Annotated in this window: 23 protein-coding genes and 1 other annotated feature; of the genes, 2 read left to right on the forward strand and 21 right to left on the reverse strand. The window is 31.4% G+C overall.

Annotated elements, in window-relative coordinates; translation table 11 throughout:
* Window positions 1-86: 86 nt before the first annotated feature.
* The 5 genes from B5E48_RS08265 to B5E48_RS08285 form a co-directional block, all read right to left on the reverse strand.
* On the reverse strand, window positions 87-785 hold the full coding sequence (locus B5E48_RS08265; protein WP_241146952.1) for a reverse transcriptase domain-containing protein: 699 nt from the start codon (window positions 783-785) through the stop codon (window positions 87-89).
* Window positions 786-1,373: 588 nt separating this feature from the next.
* Entirely contained in the window at window positions 1,374-2,549 is a 1,176-nt protein-coding gene (locus B5E48_RS08270; RefSeq protein ID WP_087298017.1) for an NAD(P)-dependent malic enzyme, read from the reverse strand.
* A gap of 71 nt (window positions 2,550-2,620) precedes the next feature.
* The gene (locus tag B5E48_RS08275) at window positions 2,621-3,556 is read right to left on the reverse strand and encodes a type I phosphomannose isomerase catalytic subunit (RefSeq protein WP_087304727.1); all 936 of its coding nucleotides are present in this window, start codon (window positions 3,554-3,556) and stop codon (window positions 2,621-2,623) included.
* Entirely contained in the window at window positions 3,522-4,016 is a 495-nt protein-coding gene (locus B5E48_RS08280) for a 2-thiouracil desulfurase family protein (protein ID WP_087304728.1), read from the reverse strand. The genes B5E48_RS08275 and B5E48_RS08280 overlap by 35 nt, the downstream gene beginning before the upstream one ends.
* A complete protein-coding gene (locus B5E48_RS08285) occupies window positions 4,000-4,656 on the reverse strand; it encodes an HAD family hydrolase (protein ID WP_087304729.1) in 657 nt (218 codons plus the stop codon). The genes B5E48_RS08280 and B5E48_RS08285 overlap by 17 nt, the downstream gene beginning before the upstream one ends.
* Window positions 4,657-4,738: 82 nt before the next feature.
* Between B5E48_RS08285 and B5E48_RS08290 the strand changes: the two genes are divergently transcribed.
* The gene (locus tag B5E48_RS08290; protein WP_087245101.1) at window positions 4,739-4,936 is read left to right on the forward strand and encodes a hypothetical protein; all 198 of its coding nucleotides are present in this window, start codon (window positions 4,739-4,741) and stop codon (window positions 4,934-4,936) included.
* 14 nt (window positions 4,937-4,950) lie between these two features.
* On the opposite strand, the gene B5E48_RS08295 is transcribed toward B5E48_RS08290, so the two are convergent.
* The 11 genes from B5E48_RS08295 to nifJ all read right to left on the reverse strand — a co-directional run bounded on the left by B5E48_RS08295 (window position 4,951) and on the right by nifJ (window position 17,955).
* Window positions 4,951-6,177 carry a D-alanyl-D-alanine carboxypeptidase family protein gene (locus B5E48_RS08295; protein ID WP_087304730.1) on the reverse strand — a complete coding sequence of 409 codons (1,227 nt, stop codon included), beginning with the start codon at window positions 6,175-6,177 and terminating at the stop codon, window positions 4,951-4,953.
* Window positions 6,174-7,055, reverse strand: a complete 882-nt coding sequence (locus B5E48_RS08300; protein WP_087304731.1) for a DMT family transporter — start codon at window positions 7,053-7,055, stop codon at window positions 6,174-6,176. The genes B5E48_RS08295 and B5E48_RS08300 overlap by 4 nt, the downstream gene beginning before the upstream one ends.
* A gap of 48 nt (window positions 7,056-7,103) precedes the next feature.
* Entirely contained in the window at window positions 7,104-9,836 is a 2,733-nt protein-coding gene (gene ileS / locus B5E48_RS08305; RefSeq protein WP_087304732.1) for an isoleucine--tRNA ligase, read from the reverse strand.
* A 36-nt stretch (window positions 9,837-9,872) separates the two neighbouring features.
* Window positions 9,873-10,078 (reverse strand) — a binding site (T-box leader).
* On the reverse strand, window positions 10,050-10,502 hold the full coding sequence (locus tag B5E48_RS08310) for a DivIVA domain-containing protein (RefSeq protein WP_087304733.1): 453 nt from the start codon (window positions 10,500-10,502) through the stop codon (window positions 10,050-10,052). It overlaps the preceding feature by 29 nt.
* Window positions 10,503-10,512: 10 nt before the next feature.
* Complete coding sequence (locus B5E48_RS08315; RefSeq protein WP_087304749.1) at window positions 10,513-11,262, reverse strand: YlmH family RNA-binding protein; 750 nt, start codon at window positions 11,260-11,262, stop codon at window positions 10,513-10,515.
* Window positions 11,263-11,309: 47 nt separating this feature from the next.
* On the reverse strand, window positions 11,310-11,747 hold the full coding sequence (locus tag B5E48_RS08320; RefSeq protein WP_087245107.1) for a cell division protein SepF: 438 nt from the start codon (window positions 11,745-11,747) through the stop codon (window positions 11,310-11,312).
* 94 nt (window positions 11,748-11,841) lie between these two features.
* A complete protein-coding gene (locus tag B5E48_RS08325; RefSeq protein WP_087245108.1) occupies window positions 11,842-12,084 on the reverse strand; it encodes a YlmC/YmxH family sporulation protein in 243 nt (80 codons plus the stop codon).
* A 25-nt stretch (window positions 12,085-12,109) separates the two neighbouring features.
* A complete protein-coding gene (locus B5E48_RS08330) occupies window positions 12,110-12,892 on the reverse strand; it encodes a sigma-70 family RNA polymerase sigma factor (RefSeq protein ID WP_087304734.1) in 783 nt (260 codons plus the stop codon).
* Window positions 12,893-12,935: 43 nt separating this feature from the next.
* The gene (gene sigK, locus B5E48_RS08335; protein WP_087245110.1) at window positions 12,936-13,628 is read right to left on the reverse strand and encodes an RNA polymerase sporulation sigma factor SigK; all 693 of its coding nucleotides are present in this window, start codon (window positions 13,626-13,628) and stop codon (window positions 12,936-12,938) included.
* Window positions 13,625-14,020: a hypothetical protein gene (locus tag B5E48_RS13870; protein WP_241146953.1), complete on the reverse strand. Its 396-nt coding sequence runs from the start codon at window positions 14,018-14,020 to the stop codon at window positions 13,625-13,627. The genes sigK and B5E48_RS13870 overlap by 4 nt, the downstream gene beginning before the upstream one ends.
* A 416-nt stretch (window positions 14,021-14,436) precedes the next feature.
* Window positions 14,437-17,955: a pyruvate:ferredoxin (flavodoxin) oxidoreductase gene (nifJ, locus tag B5E48_RS08345; protein WP_087304736.1), complete on the reverse strand. Its 3,519-nt coding sequence runs from the start codon at window positions 17,953-17,955 to the stop codon at window positions 14,437-14,439.
* Window positions 17,956-18,133: 178 nt separating this feature from the next.
* Here nifJ and B5E48_RS08350 point away from each other — a divergent pair, with 178 nt between their 5' ends.
* Window positions 18,134-19,375: a 6-phosphofructokinase gene (locus B5E48_RS08350; protein WP_087245113.1), complete on the forward strand. Its 1,242-nt coding sequence runs from the start codon at window positions 18,134-18,136 to the stop codon at window positions 19,373-19,375.
* Window positions 19,376-19,457: 82 nt separating this feature from the next.
* On the opposite strand, the gene B5E48_RS08355 is transcribed toward B5E48_RS08350, so the two are convergent.
* The 5 genes from B5E48_RS08355 to B5E48_RS08375 form a co-directional block, all read right to left on the reverse strand.
* Window positions 19,458-21,590: a transglutaminase-like domain-containing protein gene (locus tag B5E48_RS08355; RefSeq protein WP_087304737.1), complete on the reverse strand. Its 2,133-nt coding sequence runs from the start codon at window positions 21,588-21,590 to the stop codon at window positions 19,458-19,460.
* The gene (locus B5E48_RS08360) at window positions 21,587-22,429 is read right to left on the reverse strand and encodes a DUF58 domain-containing protein (RefSeq protein WP_158097273.1); all 843 of its coding nucleotides are present in this window, start codon (window positions 22,427-22,429) and stop codon (window positions 21,587-21,589) included. Before B5E48_RS08360 ends, B5E48_RS08355 begins: the two co-directional genes overlap by 4 nt.
* Window positions 22,430-22,548: 119 nt before the next feature.
* Window positions 22,549-23,484, reverse strand: coding sequence for an AAA family ATPase (locus tag B5E48_RS08365; protein ID WP_087245116.1), 936 nt, complete (start codon window positions 23,482-23,484; stop codon window positions 22,549-22,551).
* Between the two features lie 78 nt (window positions 23,485-23,562).
* Window positions 23,563-23,904 carry an arsenate reductase family protein gene (locus B5E48_RS08370; protein WP_087304739.1) on the reverse strand — a complete coding sequence of 114 codons (342 nt, stop codon included), beginning with the start codon at window positions 23,902-23,904 and terminating at the stop codon, window positions 23,563-23,565.
* The gene (locus tag B5E48_RS08375; protein WP_087304740.1) at window positions 23,905-26,058 is read right to left on the reverse strand and encodes a Tex family protein; all 2,154 of its coding nucleotides are present in this window, start codon (window positions 26,056-26,058) and stop codon (window positions 23,905-23,907) included.
* Between the last annotated feature and the right edge of the window lie 27 nt (window positions 26,059-26,085).

Here is a 26,085-nt window from a genome sequence, read left to right on the forward strand (position 1 = left end):
TTATTAGACTTCTTAAACAGCTTTAAATAATAATATTATGCCGAGAAAATAAAGAAAACCATATGATTATTAAAGGGTAATTTAAATTAACTCGGCATAATAACTAACTCCACATAAGGAGGTTTATGTGGATATCGGCATAATCCTCCTTGTGGCATTCCTATGGTACTAGCTTTTACAAGACCATTTTCCATGATTCCTGCCTGCAGGAATTTGCGAATCAAATGCAGTGTTGTCGAGTCATTCACATGCTCTCTGAGTATTGAAATTAATTTATCGTGATTGACTGTATCGAAGTATGCTTCTATATCTAAATCAATGACCCATTCGTATCCTTCATTCAAGTAGTCTAGTGTTCGCATGATGGCATCATGTGCACTCCTATTTGGTCGAAATCCAAAACTATTCTCACTGAACTTACTGTCATAGATTTCTGATAATATTTGTGCTATCGCTTGTTGGATGACTCTATCTACTACTGTTGGAATTCCTAGGGGTCTTTTCTTCCCATTTGATTTAGGAATATAGACTCTTCTTACTGGTTGGGGTTTGTATTTCTTCTCCAATATCTGTTTCTTTATCTGTTCCTTATGGGTCTTGAAATACGCGTCAATTTCATTCACTGTCATCTTATCAATGCCAGGTACACCTTTATTACTCTTGACTCTTTTGATTGCCTCTTCGAGATTTTCATCTCTTAGAATCACTTCGATTAATTTCATGTTGTTGCTTCTCCCTCCTTTTGTAGATATATCTGGAACCATTCCCTCTACCTTCATTCCCATGGGATTACGATTCCCACTTATGGAACTATCCTCGATTTCGAACTGTCCAAACATTGCGCATGGTGAGTTGCACCATATAAACATTAGGTCCTTTGGTATAGATGTCTTTACCTACTACGACCTCAGCTGACTTCTTGTGGCAGACCTTTTTCGACCGATGTTACCATCACTGATTTTAAAGATATTGGAATTCATCGTCCACAAGACCTCCCGGGGTAAATCACGAATCCTATTTCTTTCACAACGTCCTGATTTACTGTCTTGGTTTTACGTTTACCTTTTGGACTTCGGTTTGTACTGCAATCTTATCCACCATTTAGCCTTATATCAGGTTTCTGTTCGTACGCTCAAAAGAATCGCTACACCACTTCCTCCATCCTTAACATCACTGTTAACGACTTGTGGTTCACTACACTTGGCGGTAACTACCTGTGGTCGGTCTATCTCCGACTGAATCCGTGCCATGCCCGGCACACAGCAAAAAACATAGAGGTTCAATGTCCTCTATGTTTTTTCTTTTTTTGTTTAAGTTGATATTGTCCCCTTTCGTTTTCATCATATCATAACAAAAAAGGCTGTAAATAGCTTTTATCTTGCAAGTCCTTCTTCAATAGCCTTTTTTGCAACAGCCTGAGCTACAATCTGACTCACACGTGGATCTAACGCATTTGGAATAACATATGTTGGTGATAATTCTTCATCACTCACAAGTGAGGCCAAACCATGAGCCGCTGCCAATTTCATTCCTTCACTAATTTTTCTTGCCCTTACATCCAAAGCCCCTCTAAACAATCCTGGAAATGCCAAAACATTATTAATTTGATTTGGATAATCTGAGCGTCCAGTTCCCATGACGGCAACACCAGCATCAATAGCATCCTGATAAGGAATTTCTGGTTCAGGATTTGCCATCGCAAAAACAATTGGATTTTCTTTCATACTTTTGACCATTTCTGGTGTTAAAACACCTGGTGCTGAAACACCAATAAAGACATCAGCTTCTTTCATAGCTTCTGCCATTGTCATACGTTTCGCTTGAGAATTTGTGATTTCAGTTAGTTCCTGAGTTAAAAAATCATATTGATCATAATCTTCTCTTGTGACAATACCATTGATATTAAATCCATATATTTCTTTAACACCCAATGCATGAATCATTTTGATAATAGAACTTCCTGCTGCACCAGTTCCACTTACCACAACAGTAATATCTTCAATTTTCTTATGAACAACTTTTAATGCATTCAATAAACCAGCTGTAACAACAATGGCTGTTCCATGTTGATCATCATGAAAGACTGGAATATCTAATTCGTTGATAAGTGTTCTTTCAATTTCTACGCATCGTGGTGCACTAATATCTTCAAGATTAATACCACCAAATGTTGGTGCAATAGCTTTAACTGTACGAATAATTTCTTGAGGATCTTTTGTATCTAAACAGATAGGCACAGCATCAATATTTCCAAACTTTTTAAATAGGACTGCTTTTCCTTCCATAACAGGCATAGCTGCTTCTGGTCCAATATCTCCTAATCCTAAAACTGCAGTTCCATCGCTGACAACAGCAACACTATTTTGTTTCCAAGTATATTTATAGACATCATCTTTATTTTTCGCAATCTCACGACATGGCTGAGCCACCCCTGGTGTATATGCTAATGATAAATCATGACTTTCTTCTAAAGGGACTTTTAACTGTACTTCCAGCTTCCCTTTTGTTTTTTCATGTAATTCTAATGCTTCCTGATATATATCTTTCATTTTTCTCCCTCTTTTCGTATCTATTATGCCACAGTTTTTACAAAATGAAAAGCAGATGTTTCCATCTGCTTTTATAATGTTGTCATCATAACAGTCATTTTACCATCATATGTGACTTCTTCTTGATCACTACATATAATAAAATGATCTCCCTTTTTCACTTCCATACCTTCCAATGTTCCTTCACCTTCAAGAATACTTACCAATTGGAATGGTTTATCATTAATAATTGTATTTTCTCCATCCATTCTATAACAATCAACAGTGAAAAATTCGCTTTCTACATATCTTGTTTTAGAACCATGATCTATATGACTATTTGTAAAAAGTTTATTTGTTGCTAAATCAGCAGGTACATTTGTGACATCAATAGATTGTTGAACATGTAATTGTCTTTCATTACCATTTTTATCTTTACGATGATAATCATAAACACGATATGTAATATCAGATGATTGTTGAGCTTCATAGATTAATGAACCACTACAAATCGCATGTAACGTTCCAGATGGAATATAGAAGAAATCTCCTTTATTAATTTCAAAAGAATTTAATAAATGGTCATAATCATCATTTTCAATTGCTTTTACAAATTCTTCTTTTGTTTGAGCATGATGTCCCATAACCATTTTTGTTCCTTCATCAGCTTGTAAAACATACCAACATTCTGTTTTCCCTAATGAGTTTTCATGTTTGGCAGCATATTCATCATTAGGATGAACTTGAACTGATAAGTCATCTTTTGCATCTATAATTTTAACTAATAATGGGAATTGATCACCATTGACATTTCCAAAAAGTTCACGATGATTTTGCCATAACCAAGAAACAGTTTTTCCTTGATATTCTCCATCACTAATTGTACAATCACCATTTTGGTGTCCAGAAATAGCCCAACACTCACCTGTGCTATCACTTGGGATATCATAACCATAAACATCTCTTAATTTATGGCCACCCCAAATCATTTCTTTAAAAACTGGTTGAATCTTTAAAATATGTCCCATAATCATCTTCCTTTCCTATATATTTTAAGAATTCTTCAATTTGATTTTCATGAAAAAGCTGAATACCACATTTTTGACACATTCTAGCAAAAACACCTTGTCCTTCGATTAATTGATGTTGAAATGATCCATCATAGATACCATCACAACCACAACTTGGACTTCTAAACTTCAACAATGCCACTTGAACGCCATTTTTAATAAATATGTCTAAAGCTTTTTGAGCACCCAAAATATATTCAGAAGTCACATCCTGATGATTGATTGTTTCAACTTTCAATGGTTCCAAAGATTGAATTTCAGCAGGATCTCTTGGAATAGGTAATCCTCCTAAGACCTCTGGACAAACTGGTATGATGGAATGTCTTTTATCCATTTCTATCAAAATATCAAGAGGATGGCTCTTTCCACTATATGTACAATTGACACCTAACAAACATTGACTAACCCCTATTTTCATTTTGAATAAGCTCCATAATTTCATAAGGATTGTCAACAATATAATCAGCTCCAGCATTTTCCAATTCCTGTCGCCCTCTAAATCCCCAAGTTACACCAATAGAATCTATATCAGCATAATATCCTGTATCAATGTCCACCTGACTATCACCTATAAAAAAACAATCTTTTTTATCAAGTCTCATTTCCATCAATGCCATATAAGTTGATTGAGGATCAGGTTTGACAGGATATAAGTCCTGTTGTCCATAGATAGCTACAAAAGTATCAGGAAATAGATGTTCTACAATCTGAATAGCTAAAGCATGTGGTTTATTTGTTACAACAGCTAATTTTATATTTTGCTTTTTTAAATAAGTAATAAGTTCTTCTATTCCATCATAAGGTATTGTATGATCTAAACAATGTTCGCGATATATTTTTTGGAAGTCTTGCAGACAAACATCCAATAAATCTAGATGTTCTGGACCTAAAGCTCTTTCCATCAATTTCTTAACACCATTACCAACAAACATATTATATTGAGAAATATCATGAGTTGGTAAATGATGTAACTTCAAGACTTCATTTGTAGATAATGCTAAATCTGTGATGGAATTAACTAAAGTTCCATCCAAATCAAAAAGACATCCTTTTTTCATATAAACCCCCTTTCACATTATAACAGTATTGAAAAAATAATGAAAGATGTTATAATGATTTTATGTCAAATGGGGTGAATTTATGCAAGATAATCAATCAAGAAAATATACAGACATTTTTACATTTATTGGTTATGTGATTGGATTTTTATGTATTCTTTGGTACTTTATATTTGGAGGAAATCCATTCTTACCAGTAATTGGTGTCATTATTATTTTTATAGGACGTTTTGTTGGATATGGTATTGATCGTATTATTGATTTAAAAGAAAATAAATAAAGTGATAGATTCCCTTATGGTCTATCACTTTTTTTATGTTTTATTTTTTTCATAACTAAAATCAAGCAAGTGATTAATGCTCCTACAATAAAAATGATAACAGCATAATAAGCTATTCTTTCCATCATTGATAGCTCAATATCTTCCGTTAAATGCATATCATATGAATAAAGCAAATAATCATCATTATAGATTGAAACTGTCCCTATCTTTTGACCACTTTTCATAGGTGCTACTAAAAAAGTCGATGTATCTACTTGATAAGATAAATCTTTCGTCGATATATTATTATCTATAATGATAGATAAAGTTTGTGGAGCTTGATATTCATAGCGAAACTGAAAAGATTGTAAAAGCCAATAATCAGCAATCGTTTCATCTTTTTTGTAAAGAACAATTTCATGATAATGATCATGAAGATATTGACAAACTGTAATTGCATCTCTTACATGATTTTGAGTATATTGCCCACTGGCATATGCTGTCACTAAAATAAATTGATGTCCATTAAAAGTCATGGTACTTGCTAAAGTTAATTGCGCTTCATCTGTAAAACCACTTTTTGCACCATCAATTTGTGATATATCCAAACCATAACTCATATAACCTCTTTGTAAAGATGAAGACCACGTATGATTTTTCATTGAACTGGTATATGTTCGTGCATTAAAAACATCTTCAAACGTTTGATTTTGCAAAGCATGATGCAAAATCATTGCCATATCATAAACGGTTGTATAATGCTCATTATGATGTAATCCTGTTACATTCATAAAATGAGAATTCTTTAGATTTAATTGTTCTACCAACTGATTCATAGCCATAACCATACCATCAGTAGAACCATATGTTAAACGTGCTAAGGCATTACAAGCATCTGCACCAGATGGTAATAATGCACCATAAAGCAAATCCTCATATGTTACCAGTTCTCCAGCGTAAAATCCAGCTATTGTGGCTCCAGCCTCAAACAGTCCATCCAAATCCGCTTGTGTGATACGTACCTTTTCATGTATATCAGTTATTTTATCTAATGCTAAACTCACTGTTAAAATTTTTGTCATACTTGCCGGATAGATTTTATCCTGACTTTTTTGATCTAAGTAAACCATTTGAGTTTCCTGATCATAAAGATAAGAATATTTTGAGTGTAAAGAAACTTGAAAATTTTCACTTGCATGGACTGGAACGATTCCAAGACATACAATCATTGTAATCATACAAGTTATTATCTTTTTCATTTTATTTCTCCTCTTTTTAAAAAAGATAGCTTGGTTTCTGAAATGACAATCGCAATAAATATTAAAATAAATCCTAATAAGATTTTAAATGTAAGAATTTCACCATAAAAAGCAATTGAAAATGCGACTCCAAATACAGATTCCAAAGATAAAATCAATGAAGCATTACATTCACTTGTATATTTCTGTCCCGTTGTCTGACAAAACATTGTTAATGCAGTAGCAAATACAACAAGATAAAGAATCTGCAAATAAATAGATGGCTGTATTTGCGTTATAATAGATAAATCTTCAGTTAATAAGGCAAAAACAAATGAAACCATGGCACCACCCATAAACTGTAATGATGTGAAAGCTCCTCCATCAATTCCTTTAGAAAATTTTTTGATCAGTAAAATATGACAGGCATATAAAAAACCACCACATAATGTGAGAAAATCACCTATATTCATAGTTAAATGTTCATCTAAAGATACACAGCCAATCCCCAAAACACAAATAAAAGCTGCAATGAAATTATAAATATCAGGACGTTTATGATAAAACAGCCATACCAAAAAAGGAACAATAGCACAATAAACAGCTGTTAAAAAAGCATTTTTACCAGGTGTTGTATAGTTCAATCCCCATGTCTGTACATAATAAGCTGCAAACAAACAGCTCCCCGTTAACAAACCACCTTTGATTTGCTGAAAATTGAGATTTTTTATTTTTTTGATAAATATAAGTGATAATAAAATAGCTGCCAATGAAAATCTTAAAAACAACAATACTGCTGGTGTTAAAAAATCAACAGCACTTTTCATAACAATGAAAGAACTTCCCCAAATCAAAGCAGCTATAAGCAACAATAAACTTCCTTGAATATTTTTTTCCATTTCAATCCCCTTTCAAAAATAAATGGTACGTATCGTACCATTTATTATTTATCCATGGATGACATCATGACAACGAGGACATAATTCGCCTTCCATTTCTGATTCTTCAAAATAATTCCAACATCTTGGACATTGAACACCATTAAATTTTTCACTATGAATATAAGCTGTGTCATATTCTTCAAGATCTGTAGAATCATTGACTAACTGAACTTTAGCGACAATAAACAACTGTTTTAAGACATCTGCTAATTTGTCCATATCTTGATATGAATCTTTTAAGCAAATAGTCACTTTTGCTTCCATATTAGATTTAATTTCTTTAGCATTTCTTAATTCTTCTAAAGATTTTAAGACATCTTTTCTTAATAATAAGAAACGATCATAATATTCTTTGATAGCTTCTGCATTGTCTACTGGAAGTAATTCAGGTTTTGTTTCTAAGAAAATAGATTCAGCTTTATTTTCATCACAATGGAAATGATCATGTAATTCTTCACTTGTAAAGACAAGAATTGGTGATAATAATTTCATCATTGTTTTTGCATAATAATATAACACTGTTTGAACCTGTCTTCTTCTTAAGCTATCAGCTTTTTCAATATAAAGAATATCTTTTGTAAAGTCCATATAGAAAGCACTTAAAGTGTTTGTAAAGCAATTTAAAATTAATTGATTTGCTTCAGCAAAATCATATTGATTAAAGGCTTCTTCATAACCTTTCATTAACTGATTTAATTCAACAAGCATGTATTGATCAACACCTTCAAGTTTTGAGATTTCAATCAAATCACTTGCTTTAAAATCAGAAAGATTCCCTAAAACAAAACGCATTGTGTTTCTAATCTTACGATAATTTTCAGCAACTTGCTTCATAATATCATTAGAAATACGAACATCAGATTGATATGCAACTGAAGTTGCCCATAATCTTAAGATATCTGCACCATATTGATTGACAAGTTTAATTGGATCAACAGTATTTCCTAATGATTTAGACATTTTATTTCCTTTACCATCTAAAACAAAGCCATGTGATAAAACTGTCTTATAAGGCGCTTTATCATAAACTGCAGTTCCAATAATCAATGATGAGTTGAACCATCCACGATATTGATCACTACCTTCAAAGTATAAATCAACTGGATAACGATATCCTCTTTCTCTCATGCATCCTGTATGAGAAGATCCTGAATCAAACCATACATCCATGATATCTTTTTCTTTTTTAAAGATACCATTTGGTGAATGTTCATTTGTATATCCTTCAGGTAACAAGAATTTTTCATCTTTTTCAAACCAGATATTAGAACCATACTGTCTAAATAAATCAGAAATATGTTTGAAAACTTCTTCTTCCATAATTGGTGTTCCATCTTCACAATAAATAATAGGAATTGGAACTCCCCAGCTTCTTTGACGAGAAATACACCAGTCACCACGATCTTTAATCATGTTGTAGATTCTAATATGACCCCATTCATTTAACCATTCGACATGATCAATTTCATCTAATAATTTTTCTCTAATCTTATCAATTGAACAGAACCACTGGTCAGTTGCTCTAAAGATAATTGGTTTTTTTGTACGCCAGTCATGAGGATAACTATGTGTAATGAATTCAAGCTTTAATAACACTCCTAATTCATCAAGTTTTAAAGTGACTGTTTTATTAGCATCATCAACATATTGACCAGCTAACCATTCACCACAGTCTTCCATCATGCAACCGTGTTCATCAACATTACAATATATATCTAAACCATATTTTTGACCAACAATAAAGTCATCCATACCAAATCCAGGAGCAGTATGAACACATCCTGTACCAGCTTCAGCAGTAACGTGATCTCCTAAGATAACTAATGATTCACGATCATATAATGGATGTTGACAAGTAATCATTTCTAATTCTTGTCCCTTAAATGTTTTTAAAATCTGTTTTTCTTTTAATTCAAATTTTTCCCATAAAGAATCAACAAGTTCTTCTAAAACAATTAATTTTCCTTTTTCACTTTGAACAAGTGCATACGTATAATCCGCATTTAAACAAATCGCAAGGTTTGCTGGAATTGTCCAAGGTGTTGTTGTCCAAATCACAAAACTTGTATCTGTATCTAATATACCTTTTCCATCTTTAACCTGGAATTTCACAAAAATAGTTGGACTTTTCACATCATGATATTCAACTTCAGCTTCTGCTAAAGCTGATTCACTTGATGGTGACCAATAGACTGGTTTTAATCCTTTATAAATTAAACCATCCATCGCCATCTTTGCGAAAACATCAATTTGATTGGCTTCAAATTCTGGTAATAATGTTAAATATGGGTGGTCATAATCAGCAAATGTTCCAACACGGATACATTGTTCTTTTTGAATTTCAACTTGTTTTAATGCATATTCATAACATTTTTTTCTAAATTCTGCTGTACTTAATTCTTTACGATTGACACCTAATTTTTGAATAGCATTTTCAATTGGTAAACCATGAGTATCCCATCCAGGAATATAGGGTGTATACAATCCCTGCATGTTTTTATAACGACAAATCACATCTTTAATAATTTTGTTTAACATATGTCCAGTATGCATATTTCCATTTGCATATGGTGGACCATCATGGAAAACAAAATCATCATGTCCTTGATTTTGTTCAATGACTTTTTCATACATATGCGTTTCTTGCCATCTTTGAACGTAACCTGGCTCCTTTTTAGGGAGATTTCCACGCATTTCAAAATCTGTTTTAGGCATTAATAATGTGTCTTTGTAATTCATTGTATTCCTTCCTTTCTCAAATAAAAAAACGTCCTGTTAAAGGACGTGATGACGCGGTACCACCTTTATTCATATCTTAAAGATATGCTCTCTATATCTTAACGCGATGAACGTCTTATCCTACTTGATTTCAGATAAGCTACTCTTAGGCTGATTCATTATAAGTTCCCCTTATTTGCTTTTCACCAACTGCAAACTCTCTGTAAGTTTTCCTTATAAACTGTCCTTGTCATTGTATTTGTTTTCTTGTTCTTCTTTAATTAAACTGAAAATTTCAGATTTGTCAATAGTTTCTAGCATTTCTTCGCTCATTTTTACAACATTTGCTCTAAAATCAATAGCTTCCTGTTTAAACGTATCCATATCTTTTGACAAACCACGCACATATTCCATTGATTCTTTAAGAATCATATTGGCATTTCTTTTGGCTTTTTCAATCAATTCACTTGCTTCTTTTAAAGCTAAACGCGCAATTTCTTCGTTAGTTTTCTCATGTACAGATATTTGTTTTGTAAGTAAAGTGTTTTGTTCTTTTAATTCAGTCATTTCTTCTTCCATTGACTGAATCTTTTCCTTTTGTTTTTCAATTTCCTGTTTTAATTCACCAATACGATCATTGACTTCAGCAATGTTATAACCACGAAATTGCTTATCAAATTGTTCCAATCCTTCCACCTCACTTATAAAAGTATCCACTTACAACATAATTTCCCTGTCTTGTTTGCTTATTTTCATCCACAATTTTAACACGTCCATGATGTTTGAAAGATACCATATCACTATTATGACACAAATAACTCACTTCTTCAACAATTTTATAATTGACTTTGACATGCCCATTACGAATAGCTTCACTAGCTAAAGTACGTGGTACTTTAAACATCGTTGATACCACTTTATCCAAACGCATACTCGATAAAATAAAAGAACGAGATGTATAGTCATGTATAATTTCAATATCTTCATGACATTCTTGAAGCTTTATTTTTGATTTTTTTATTTGTTTTAATGTTTGGATAATATAAGGATAAGTTTGTTTTGTACAAGCAAAAAAACAACGCTCTCCATCAAAAATATCACCAACACACTCCCTTTTTATACCCAAATTCATTAAAGCTCCTAAAATATCCTTGTGCTGAATGCGTCCAAATTGCTGGCGATATATGACTTCAACCAATTGAATTTCAAAGTCAGACTTTTCAATTTCATAAAAATCTGGACAAATAATCATACGCTGATTTTCAGCATTTGTAAAACCACCATAACTTAAGACTTTCAGTTCTTTACCGATAACACTTCTTACTATCTCCTGTTCATGAGGATTATAGAAAGGTGTTAATACCATTCTTTGATGATGCAGTGCCTGAAATTGATAGTCTAAAATTTTCTTAACAAAAACTTCGTCGCCTTTAAAATGTTCTAACATCATTCAAAAAGAAAGTATTAGCAAGTTTTTCACTTACTAATACTTGTTTATTCATCAGTTTCAGAATCATCCATTGTAATATTGCCAGAAACGCCAATATTCTTAGGAGTACATAAGAAAATTTTAGGTCCGATTTGTTGAATATCTCCTTCAATCGCAAAAATAACACCACTTAAGAAATCAATAACACGTTTAGACTGTTCTTTCTGTAAACGATGCAAATTCACAACTGCAGCTCTTTTTTGTTTTAAATACGTTGCAATTTCCTGAGTTTCACTATATGCACGTGGTTCAAATAAAATCAAATGACTATCTTTATTTGCACTTAACGCTTTCATAGCATCAGTTGTTTTTGTAGATTTTGCTTTTTCAAATAAACTTGTTGATTTTACACTTTCTTCTTCAGTATCTATTTCTTCATTTTCATAAACGTCATCATCATCTTCTTCAAAAAACCATTTTTTTACTTTTTCTCCGTATCCCATGAGGTAACCTCCTTACAATCTTTATATAATTATACCATATAATGTGTATGAAAAAAAGAGGAAAATACGGGAAATATCACCTTCTTCATCCCATTTATTGACATTCAACATGTACCAAAATAACATCTTCACCAATGGTAATAATATGTTGAATAGGTATAACCAAAGCTGGTGGTCCTTTAAAAAAACATATGAATTTAAATGCTGAAAAACGTTCAACAATTAAAGCCTGTATACATTGACAACAAGGATCAATTTCCAAATCAACAACATAACCAATCTTACAACCTGATGAGGCATCAATGACATCTTTACTTTGTAAAGTTAAAAAGCGCATTTTATCACCACTTTAATATATGCTTTTATCCTATCATATATTTCTTTAAATGTGATAAAGCCTGTTTTTCAATGCGAGAAACTTGTGCTTGAGAAATCATTAAATCTTTAGCAATTTCACTCTGTGTTAAACCTTGAAAATAACGTTCATGAATGATTTGCATTTCTTTTTGATCTAAATGATGCATGGCTTTTTGTAAATCTATTGTCTTTTGAATCTCTTCCATATGACTATGGTTATCTGGTATCTGACTTTCTAAATCAATGGGTCCATTGCCATCATTTTGGACTTCCTGTGATAATGATGTCACACTATGAGTAGAAGACAATGCTTCAACTAACGTATATTCATCAACATTTAAACGTTGAGATAATTCTTTTATAGATGCTTCTCGATTATATTTTTTCATATATTCTTCATTAACCAAAAGCGCTTTATAAGCAATATCTCGTAACGATCTTGGTATTCGCATAGGAGAATTTTCTCTTAAATAACGTTTCATCTCACCTTGTATAAGCGGAACAGCATATGTTGAAAAACGAACTTCTAAATTCGTATTAAAATGATCTATGGCCTTCATTAAACCAATTACTCCAACTTGAAATAAATCATCTAAATTATTCACTCTTTGTTGGTATTTTTGAACAAGTGATAAAACAAGTTTTAAATTAGAGAGAACCAATTTTTCTTTTATACAGGAATCATGATTTTGATGATATGTTTTCAATAATTCTATTGTTTGTTGATGAGATAATTTTTCATAATTTTCAATATTTGTTCCATTCAGTTCTACTTTATATTTTGACATGGATTCAACTCCTCATATCAGAGTTTCACCATTTTATTTGACATTATTCATCATCTTTCAATTTATTTCTTAATTTTCTAATAATTTTCTTTTCAAGTCTAGATATATATGATTGTGAAATACCTAATATTTCTGCCACATCCTTTTGTGTTAATTCCTCATGACCAATCAAACCATAACGCATCATAAGAATCTGTTGTTCTCTTGGATTTAAATAATGTAAAGCATGATAAAATTTTTCTTTTTGATCATTATGTTCTATTTCATCTTGTACAATGTCTTTGTCCGTACCAATGATATCAGATAATAATAATTCATTACCATCATAGTCAACATTCAATGGTTCATCTAAAGAGATTTCTTGTCTGAGTTTATTATTTTTTCTTAAGAACATTAAAATTTCATTTTCAATACAACGTGATGCATAAGTTGCTAATTTAATGTTTTTATCCATATTGAAAGTATTCACTGCTTTAACTAAACCAATCGTTCCAATACTAATTAAATCTTCTATGCTACCATTTTGCATAGAATCATATTTTTTAGCCACATAGACAACGAGCCTTAAATTATGTTCAATTAATAAATCCTTTGCTTTTTCATCACCATTTTGTAATTTCAATAAAGCTTCTTTTTCTTCTTTACCTTTTAATGGTGCTTTTAAAACATCATGTCTACCAATATAGAAAAGTGATTTTCTTTTTAATACCCATTCCTTCAATAATAATAAGATCATAATAATCCTCCCATTAACTGTTGATTTAAAATGCAATCATACTGATTCGATGATATAATTCCAGCATAAACATCGTGTAATATTTGATGATGAATTGTAATATCAGGCAATAAAATTAAATCAATTTTTTCCTGCTGACTCGCAGTTTCAATCCAAATATTATCAATAACAGTATAGTCACCGGCAAATCTTTGATTGATAAAAATAACTGGATAACCATGATATGTGACCTGATTACCATTATCAATAAAACCATAACATTGGTGTCCTTGAAAACAGACTTTAACCATTTGCTGATGAATACGATGACGGCATAAATCTATATAGAAATAGCTAATCAAAATAACTAAAACTGCAATAATCATGATATATCGTATATGATAGCCTTCCATCAATAAAACACCTTGAAAAATAATAGACGATGGTAATAACCATTGAACAAATGATAATATTGAAAAGTATATAAAAAGATATACAGGATAATATATATAGACAGACCGTTTAAAATAAAAAAATGTCAATATAAAATCATATAAAAGAATAAACCCAGTAAATAAATCAATAAATAAAAAAACAAATGAAATATTGTAAGTCAAAACATATAGACATAATCTTTTCTTGGTTATGCGTATATTTAATAAAAAAGATAATATTTCAAAACTCAGTAATATTAATAAAGCATTCATAAAATACGTAATTTCTATATAGACATTCATTTTTTCCACCCTCTTTCATTATAGAGAAATGGAATTAAAAATGATGTCAAAAAAAGATTGAAAGTACTCTCACTTTCAATCTTTCATTTTGACTATTCACTTGCCATAACATCCAAACGATGACGACGTTTCATAGCGTCTTTTTCACATTTATCCATTAATCCTTCAGCATGTTCTGGATTGACTTTAGATAATTGTGCAAATCTGTTTTCACTTAATAAGAAATCTTTGAATTTTGTGAAATCAGGTTCTTTAGAATCTAACTGTAATGGATTCTTTCCTTGTTCTTCTAAACGAGGATCATATCTTAATAAGTTGAAGTATCCACATTCAACAGCATGTTTTTGTTGTTGTTGATGATTTGCAAGACCACCTTTAATACCATGTTCCATACATGGAGAATAAGCAATAATTAATGATGGTCCATCATAAGCTTCAGCTTCTTTGAATGCTTTAATTGTTTGCATTGGATTAGCTCCCATAGCCACTTGTGCTACATAAACATGTCCATATGCCATAGCAATCTGTGCTAAATCTTTCTTGGCTACTGTTTTACCACCAGCAGTGAATTTAGCGATAGAACCAGCTTGTGAAGATTTTGAAGATTGTCCACCAGTATTTGAATAAACTTCTGTATCAAGAACTAAGATATTAACATTTTGATTATTAGCGATAACATGATCTAATCCACCATAACCGATGTCATAAGCCCATCCATCTCCACCAATAATCCATTGAGATTTAGTGACAAGTTCACCTTTCATATCTAATAATTCTTTGATACCTTCACATTTTGAATCTTCAACTAAAGATACTAATTGATCATAAAGTTTTCTTTCTTCAACTCTTTGACCTTTGACATTTGCATATTGTTCTAACACAGTTTGAAGTTCAGGTTCACATTCAGCTTTATTTGCTTCAATGATTTCTAAGATACGTTTAGCCATATAATTTTCAGCTAATTTCATACCAAATCCATATTCAGCATTATCTTCAAATAATGAGTTAGCCCATGCAGGTCCTTGTCCATTTTCATCAATTGTACAAGGTGTTGATGGTGTAGAACCACTATAAATTGAACTACATCCAGTTGCATTTGCAATTCTCATATCAGCTCCAAATAATTGAGAAGCCAAACGATAATAAGGTGTTTCACCACATCCACCACAAGCACCAGATACTTCAAAGTATGGACGCATAAATCCAACACCTTTAACTGTTGTTGTTGGATAACGATCAGCTTTATATGTCACTTTTGAATAAATATGATCAGCTAAAGAAGCATGTGGTAATTCTTCTTTTACTGGCACCATAGATAAAGCTTTCTTTCCAGCTTTACCTGGACATTCAGTCACACATAATCCACAACCAACACAGTTATCTGGAGAAACTTGAATACGATAAACCAATCCATCTACATTTCTACCAATTGGTTTTAAAACATCATTTGAAATATCTTCTGGCATAGCTTTCATTTCATCTTCATCAATTAAGAAAGCACGAATTGTTGCATGAGGACATACCATAACACAGTTATTACATTGGATACAGTTTTCTTTTTCCCAACGTGGTACATCAATAGCAATCGCACGTTTTTCTTTAATCGCAATACCAGATTTCATTGAACCATCTAATTTATCCATAAATGCTGAAACAGGTAAATCATAACCATCTAAGGCATTGATTGGTGCAACGAAATTATCAAAGTAATCATCACCAGTTCTTGCTCTTGTAGCAGTCACTGTTAAATCAGACCAGCTTGCATCAACAGGAACTTCAACAATAGCATCTTTTCCTGCATCAATAGCTTTGTAGTTCATTTCTACAACAGCATCACCTTTTTTACCATATGTTTTCTTAGCCATTGCTTTCATATATTCGACAGCTTTATCAACTGGTAAAATTTGTGGGTTTAAAGCAAAGAATGCAGATTGAAGAATTGTATTTGTATGTCTTCCCATACCAATTTCACTAGCAATTTTTGTTGCATTAATGATATAGAATTTAGCATTTTTATCAGCTAATTGTTTCTTTAATTTATTTGGTAAATAATCAACAATTTCTTTTTCATCAAATTCTGTATTTAATAAGAATGTTCCACCATTCTTTAAGTTTTTCAACATATCATATTTCAATACATAGTTATCTAATGAACATGAAATAAAATCAGCATTATTGACATAATAAGTTGCACGAATTGGTGTATGACCAAATCTTAAGTTAGAGCGTGTAGCTCCACCAGCTTTTTTACTATCATAAGCAAAGTAAGCCTGTGAATATAAATCGGTATGATCTCCAATAATTTTAATTGAAGATTTATTAGCAGATACTGTACCATCTGATCCTAAACCATAGAATAAGCATGAAGTATAATCAGCATTAACATGGAAATCAGGGTCTTCTTTTAATGATAAATGAGTTACATCATCATTAATACCAATAGTGAAAGATGTAAATGGATCTTCATCTAATAAATGATCATATACAGCTTTGATTTGACCAGGTGTTGTATCTTTAGATCCCATACCATAACGTCCACCAATAACTTTGATGTTTGTATCTTTTAATACAGAGCATACATCTAAGTATAATGGTTCTCCAGTTGCTCCCATTTCTTTTGTACGATCTAAAACAGCAACTTTTTCAACAGTATTTGGTAAAACTTTTAATAGATATTTTGGTGAGAATGGACGATATAAATGAACTTTAATCAATCCAACACGTTCACCACGTTTATTCATTTCATCAATTGTTTCTTTAATTGTTTCAGTTACAGAACCCATTGCAATGATCACACGTGATGCATCACTTGCTCCATAATATGTAAATGGCGCATATTCACGTCCAGTAATTTCTGAAATCTTTTTCATGTAATCAGCAACAATTTCAACAACAGCTTCATAATGTTTATTTTGTGCTTCTCTACCTTGGAAATAGATATCATCATTTTCAGCACCACCACGTTCAATTGGATTTGTATGTGGATTTAATGCATTTTCTTTAAATTTCTTTAATGCCTCTTTATCTAACAAGCTTTCTAAAACATCATAATCCATAACTTCTACTTTTTGAATTTCATGAGAAGTTCTAAATCCATCAAAGAAGTGAATAACAGGAACGCTTGCCTTAATTGCAGTTAAATGAGCAATTCCTCCTAAATCCATAACTTCTTGAACGCTATGAGAACAAATCATAGGCGCACCAACTTGACGACATGCATATATATCCTGATGATCACCAAAAATATTTAATGAACGTGTTGCTAAAGCTCTCGCAGCAACATGGAATACACCAGGCAATAATTCACCTTGAATTTTATACAAGTTTGGTATCATCAATAATAGACCTTGAGATGCCGTAAATGTAGTTGCTAACGCACCACCTTGCAATGCTCCATGTACAGCTCCAGCAGCTCCAGCTTCTGACTGCATTTCGATAACATTAACTGCTGATCCAAAAATATTTTTCTTTCCTTGAGCAGCCCATGTTTCCGCATTTTCAGCCATTGGAGAAGATGGTGTAATTGGATAAATACTTGCAACTTCACTAAATGCATAAGCGACATGTGCAGCAGCAGTATTTCCATCCATTGATAAATACTTTTTAGACATAATTTTCTTTCCTCCTATATCATATAGTATACTCTTATCAATAAGAAATTTCCACATGAAAAATTTATTTTCATCATAAAGAATCGAAAATTTTAATATTTTTGATTTCTCAAAAAATACACTTTTTTTATAATATAAAAAATGATAGAATAATGTCGAAAAATGAAAGGAGTTACTCATGAAAAAAAGAAACTGTTTTATTGGTCAATCGGGAGGCCCAACCGTTGCGATTAATGCATCTTTGGCAGGAATTATTCATGAATGTATCAAAAGCCAAAAATTCGACCATGTTTATGGGATGGTCAATGGAATTATGGGATTGTTAGAAAGCCGCTATATGGATTTGGGAGAGTTATTTAATGATTCACAAGCTTTAGAACAATTAAAACATTCTCCTGCTATGTATCTTGGTTCGTGTCGTTATAAACTACCCAATTATCAAGATGATCCTCAAACTTATGAAATATTATTCCATACTTTTGAACAATTACATATCACAGATTTTTATTATATTGGTGGTAATGATTCTATGGATACAGTTGCAAAACTATCAGCTTATGCCAAGTCTATTCATTCCCCTATTTGTTTTATTGGTATTCCTAAAACAATTGATAATGATTTAATGGGAACTGACCATACTCCTGGTTTTGGTTCAGCTGCTAAATATGTTGCAACTTCTATGCTGGAAATTGCTTATGACAGTTCAATTTATAAATTAAATGCTGTTACAATTGTTGAAATTATGGGGCGTAATGCTGGATGGTTAACTGCTGCCAGTGCGCTAGCAAGAACGCAATGCAATGAAGCACCTGACCTTATCTATTTGCCTGAAGTTCCGTTTTCAACGCAAAAATTCTTAGATGATATTCGTAAAGTTTTTCGTCATAAAAAGAATATTATTATTGCTGTCAGTGAAGGAATTAAAAATGAAAATGGAGAATATTTAGATGCTGATTCTAAATATACAAAACGTGATGCTTTTGGACATGTTTTGCATTCTGGAACTGGTAAAGTCCTAGAATCATTAGTTTATCAGGAATTCAAATGTAAAGTGCGTAGTATCGAATTAAATGTCCTACAAAGATGTGCTATGCATATTGCTTCAAAAGTTGATTTAGAAGAATCATTTCAAATTGGACAAGCGGCTGTTCAAACATCAATGGAAGGACACAGTGGTGTTATGATGACTTTCCAACGTGTTCAAAATCAGCCTTATCAAGTTGAGTACACCTATAAGGATGTTCTCAAAATTGCCAATTTAGAACAACGTATTCCTGTTGAATGGATCAATGATGAACATAATGATATCACTCAAGAACTTTATGACTATTTAATTCCATTGATTCAAGGCGAAGTTGCGATTACATATGAAAATGGTATTCCATGTTATAGTGATATAACACATTTACGTTATAAATAAAACATAAAAAAGAGATTTCACATCAAGTGAATCCCCTTATTTGGACATTCAAATAAGGAGGTTCATTTCATAAAATCTCTTTTTATTTATTTCCAAAAATATATTGGAAAATAAATCTCTGATACCATTTCAATGATTGACTATATTGATGAATCCATTGTTGATAACAGCGAAGGAATTGAAACCATTCTTCATCACTTATTTCATGAGAAGAATATTTAGCTTTATAAGCAAGATTCTTTAACTCTTCATCATCAACATTATGCCAAGAAGATAATTTCCTTATTTTTCTATAATAAGTTAAAACTTTCTGATTGTTATTCATACGTCTTGTTTTGATCATCATCCAATGTGTTGTCAAATAACGATAAATAAAAATGAATATAAAGATTCCAAATACCCCAGCAATAATCCATATATTTTGATGAGATGATCTTGTTGTAACATCTAAATCTACAGGTGTATCCTGTATTGTATCTTCTTCAGGCTGTGTTGTTGGCACATCACTCGTATTTGCAGTCTGCTGATTTTGACTTGCTATATCATCAAGAACATCACTGATTTCTTCGATATTTCCCGAAGGTGTCATTTCATAAGGAATCCAACCTTTCATATTTTCATAAACTTCTATCCAGGCATGCGAACGATATTGAGGAATTTTGGCTTCACCATTATGAAAATCACTTTCTAGCATTGTATATCCTCTTACAAAGCGTGTTGGAATACCTAACTCCCTTAACAACAAAGCTCCAGCAGTCGCAAAATGAGTACAACTTCCTTTATGATTTTCAAACAGAAAGTATTCAACAAAATCTTTATCAAAAGGTAATGTTCCTGCATTCAAATCATATTCTGCTTGCTTAGCTAAAAGTTCCTGCACCTGTTGGACTGTTGATGCAATATCAAAATCATATGGATATTCAATATCATTTTCATATAATAAACGCGATAATTGTTGTTCTAATTCATCTGGAACATCTAAATAATGTTGATACACATAATCTTCATATTCTTCATCATACTGCTCAGAAATAAAATAGCTATTTTCATCTAGTCCTAATTGAGGATCTTCTTCATAAAGATATAAAACATCCAATGAATCAGAAGTACTTTCTATATATGAATCAAAAAGAACTGGATACTCTTGAACATTATCAATAAAATAGTATGGTACAAATTGAAAATCATATTGACGTTGTGGTAGAATTTCAACACTTTGAAAAGATGGTAAATAATTCAACATTAAAAAATCGCTATACATAGTTAAAGACTGACTATTATCATAATTTTCCGTAACCTCATGCCATTCATTATCACTGTAATTAGCAAGCGAATAAGCTCTCAAATAAGAAGAAAAAGGAATATCAGATTGTACTGTTAAAGCCAATCCATTAGTAAGTTGCACATTGCCTGTAGGTAAAGAACCATCAATATCACGACTCATACCCGTTTGTGTAGCTATTCCTAAAGGATTTCCCTTTCCGTTAGCAATCCAATCAATCATTTGTGATAAAACCGATGATGATTCTTGTTGAAACAAAGGATTTCCCTCTAAATAAGTAGATGCAGTTACAGACATTATACATAATAATATAATAACCACAATCTTTAAGGTATATTGTTTTTGCTGATATTTTAAAGCCACTGTAAATAATAATGCATAACAGATAAAGATAATAAAGCAATAACTCTCTTGAGAAGAAAGTTCATGATTAATAAATACTGGAAACATAAAGAGAAAAATTAAACTGATGATTTTAATTAACGAAAAATGCATTGTACATACAGTTGACACAATCAAATAGATAACTGGCAACCCAATTATGAATATAATAACTTGATAAAACATATCTCGACTATATAATTCTAAAGGAAGTAATTCATCAAATTTTAAGAAATAATCAAATTCAATAACAGATTGAAGATTATTGAGAAAATAATGACACTCACTTTGAAATAATATAATCAATACTAATAATAAAATGATAAAAATGAATACACATGGTTTTTTAGGCATTGTCTGATATTTAATAAAATAAAGGTAAAATCCTATTCCTATCACGCCTAAAAGAATAATACTTATATATGTGTTTTCAGGAAAATATAAAGAATGATCATAATTTCCTATCAAACCTATACATCCTAAAATAATCATGAAAATATTAATGATATGGATGATGTATTGTTGAAAAAAGGAGTTGATTGTTTTTTTCATAAATGATACACCTCCAGATTCTGTCCCTTTATTTGATAAAAAGAACGTGACATGAAAGATTTATCTAAAGTTTTGATAGGATTTTTCATCATCCATCGAATGGTAGTTGCAAGATTATCAACAGAATGTATAGATTGCACATGCATATTTTGTACATCACATGAAGTTACAATTTCAAAAGCAATATTCTCTTTTAATAAAGAAATACATAAAGAATAAAAATAATCAAACTGTAAATCATAGAATGTATTGTTTTCTTTATATTCTATCGCAAGAGTAAGATTTTCGTGAACAGGTTGGCTTCCCACCTTAACAAAAAACTCTTGAAACTTTGATGACATATTCCAATGAATATGCTTAAGTTCATCCCCTTCACGATATGTTCTAATCTCAAAAATTTCACTATAATCATCACCTTTTTGATCTGTCAAATAATTTTCTCCTTGTTCATCCAATTGATGAACCTGATGAACAGATACATCTATAAGATGGTAATGTGGCATTACATCAAATGAATTTTGTAAGGATACAGTTTTTGAAAAAGAAAAACATTGTAATAAATCAAAACATTTTATTTTCTGAACCTGAATCGTATAATGACCACAATGAGGACAAGGAATCTCTACATCTACTTGCTGATCATGAAGACATACGCTTTTTTCAGCTACAATTTGAGAAAAAACATCTATCATTTGATATTCAATTATAATCTGACCACATGGGATAGGTGTAACACTTTGACGACAAAAACTTAGGTTAATAGTTTCATCACGCAAACAATATGCTTGTTGCATTTTTATTGAGATTGTTGATTTTCGCATTGGGATAATACTAAACAATAGGCATATACATATTAAACAAAAAGCCATCAAAAACAATAAAAATGAAAAATACCCTGAAACAAAACGCCATAATCCATATAAAAAAGCAAGAAAACAAAAATATTTTAATAAGTTTTTCATACTTTTAACTGAGGTTCTCCAACTGATTCTAAGATTTCATCTACAATCTGATATGAAGAGACTTTGTTCATTTTAGCTTCATATGTCAGTATGAAACGATGAGCCAAAACCATTGGTGCAACATATTGGACATCTTGTGGAATCACATAATCACGGTCATTTAAAAATGCATAGGCTTTAGCCGTTTTCATGATAGCTAAAGAACCACGTGGTGATACACCTTGTTCAATTTGAGAATGTGAACGTGTTGCAGTAATGATTTGCATGATATAATGATAAATATCATCATGAACATATATCTGATCAATCATCTTTTGATATTGCAGTATCATCTCAGGCGATAAAACTGATTGTATATCATCTAAAGGATTAGATTTTTGACGTTGTTTCATCATTTCTATTTCCTCTTCAAATTGAGGATAACCTAAACTTAATCGACTCATAAAACGATCCATTTGAGAATCAGGCAATAGTTGCGTTCCAGCAGAGCCAAAAGGGTTCTGTGTAGCAATGACACAAAATGGCTGAGGTAATACATATGTTTTTCCATCTACAGTCATTTGTCCTTCTTCCATCAACTCTAATAAAGCTGCCTGTGTTTTACTAGATGTACGATTCATTTCATCTGCTAATAAAAGATGACAAAAAGCAATTCCTTCTTTATATTCAAATTGCTGTGTCTGTGGATTATACATCGTAAATCCAACGATATCACTTGGCATAATATCTGGTGTTAATTGAATACGGTGATAATCTAGCTGTAAACTTTTTGATAATGCTAATGCTAGATTTGTTTTTCCAACACCAGGAATGTCCTCAAGCAAAATATGTCCCCTAGAAAGTAAAGTAACCAATATTTGAATAATAACCTCATCTTTCCCAATAACAGCTTTTTTGATTTCATTGACTGTTTGTTTCATTTCTTGATTCATATTTTTTCACCTCATTCTATCTTTTCTTTAGTATAACAGATATAAAATCATTTCAAAATAAATAATAAAAAAAGAAATCTATTTTTCATAAATTTCTTTTTGATATCCAATAATAATTTTTTCACCATCAATAAGCAATGGACGCTTGATTAACATACCATTTTGAGATAATAACAATGCTGCTTCATCTTCATTCATATCATTTATTTTATCTTTTAAATTCATTTCACGATAAAGTTTTCCAGATGTATTAAAAAATGGTTTGATTCCTTTTCCATTTTGACGTATCCAGCACAGTAATTCTTCTTGAGTCGGTGTTTCATTGACAATATCTCGTAATGTCACATCTATTCCCTGTTCTTTAAGCTTTTTTAAAGCTTTTAAACATGTACTACAACGCGGATAATATATAAATTCCATTTATGCCACCTCCATTAATGATAAAGCAACTCTTTTTTTCTTCAAATCAACATCATATACATATACATCTAAAATATCTCCAACATGACATACATCTAAAGCATGTTTCACTTTATGAGATGACATTTTAGAAATATGTATTAAACCATCATTTTTTAATCCAATATCAACAAAGGCACCAAAATCAACAACATTTCTCACAACTCCCTGTAATTTCATTCCTTTTTTCAAATCTTCAATTTTTAAAACATCTTTTCGTAAAATAGGAACATTATATTCATCACGAGGAGAGCGATGTGGAGATATAAAAGCTTCTATTAAATCTTCAGCCAAATAAGAATCCAAGTGTAAATCTTCTTGAATCTGCTGAATAGATACTTGTTCAATCACATCTTTTGCATGTTTTGTACCAATATCATTTTTTTGTAAATGAAGATATTCTAAAAGATGATTCGCATCATTATAATTATCTGGATGGATACTCGTTTCATCTAATTTCTCATTACCAGATAGAATTCTTAAAAATCCAACAGCCAATTCATATGTTTTTTCTCCAAGTTTTTTTACATTTTTAATTTGTTCACGAGATGTAAATTTACCATGTTCTTCACGATATTTCACAATATTTTTAGCTGTAGACATTGATAAACCAGATACATATTGTAGTAATGAAGGAGACGCTGTATTAATATTGACTCCTACCTGATTGACAACTTTTTCTACCACAAAATCTAACTGTTCTGTTAATTTCTTTTGATTCATATCATGTTGATATTGACCAACTGAAATAGCCTTTGGCTCAATTTTAACAAGTTCTGCTAAAGGATCTTGTAAACGTCTGGCAATAGAAACAGCTGACCTTTCTTCTACCTGATAATCTGGAAATTCTTCCTTAGCAATTGTACTTGCAGAATAAACGCTAGCTCCCGCTTCAGACACGATGACATATTGTACATCTAGATTATATTTCTTAATAAACTGTGCTATAAAGCTTTCTGTTTCGCGGCTGGCAGTTCCATTTCCAATGGCAATAATTTCAATTTGGTATTTTTGAATCATAGACAGTAATATTTTTTCATCCTTAGTGTAATCATCTTTAGGTATAGTAATAAAAACTTTATGAATATCTAACACTTTACCAGTTGGATCAATAGCCGCTAATTTGCATCCTGTTCTAAAAGCCGGATCAACCCCTAATACATATTTATCTTTCATTGGTGCCTGTAATAAAAGATTTTCCAAATTTACTGAAAAAACATTTAATGCCTGTTCCTGTGCTTTTTCTGTTAATTCATTACGAACTTCTCTTTCTACAGATGGGAAAATCAAACGTTTAAATGCATCTTTAACAGTATCTTCAATAAAGGTATCTAGCGAAGATTCACGTCTACGCATAACACCATTATAAATATATTGAATAAAGCGATCTGTATCAATATCAATAGAAACCGTTAATACCTTTTCTTTTTCAGCACGATTAATCGCAAGAATTCGATGTGATGCAATATACTGAACCCTTTCCTGATAATCATAATACATTTCGTAAATCCCATCTTCTTGATCAGGATTTTTCTTTTTGACATGAGATGAGATCATACCTGTCTTATAAATCATATCTTTTGTATATTTTCGATAACGTGGTTCATCACTTATTTGTTCTGCAATAATATCTTTGGCTCCATGAATAGCTTCTTCAATAGTTAATACTTGCTCATTTAAATATTTTTGGGCTTCTTTTTCCAAATCGAAAGTTCTAGGTAATTTTAAAATCGATTGAGCCAATGGCTCTAATCCTTTTGCCTTAGCAATAGATGCCTTAGTTTTCTTTTTCTCTTTAAATGGTCTATAAAAATCTTCAACTTCACTTAATTTAGAAGCATTTAAAATATTATGTTTTAATTCTTCAGTCAATAAACCTTTTTCATCAATTAAACGAATAACATCATCTTTTCGTTCCTGAAGATTGACCTGATATTCATATACTTTTGAAATTTCTCTAATTTGTTCTTCATTTAATCCACCTGTTTTTTCTTTACGATAACGTGCTATAAAAGGAACAGTAGCTCCTTCTTCTAATAAAGATAAAACATTTTGAATTTGTTGTTCTTGAATGGATAATTCTTCAGCCATTTTTTGTATAATTTCTTGATTCATAAAAATCCTCCAATAATAAAAAAACAC

This window comes from Massilimicrobiota sp. An105 (assembly GCF_002161155.1).
In the GTDB taxonomy this organism is placed as follows: domain Bacteria; phylum Bacillota_I; class Bacilli_A; order Erysipelotrichales; family Coprobacillaceae; genus Allocoprobacillus; species Allocoprobacillus merdigallinarum.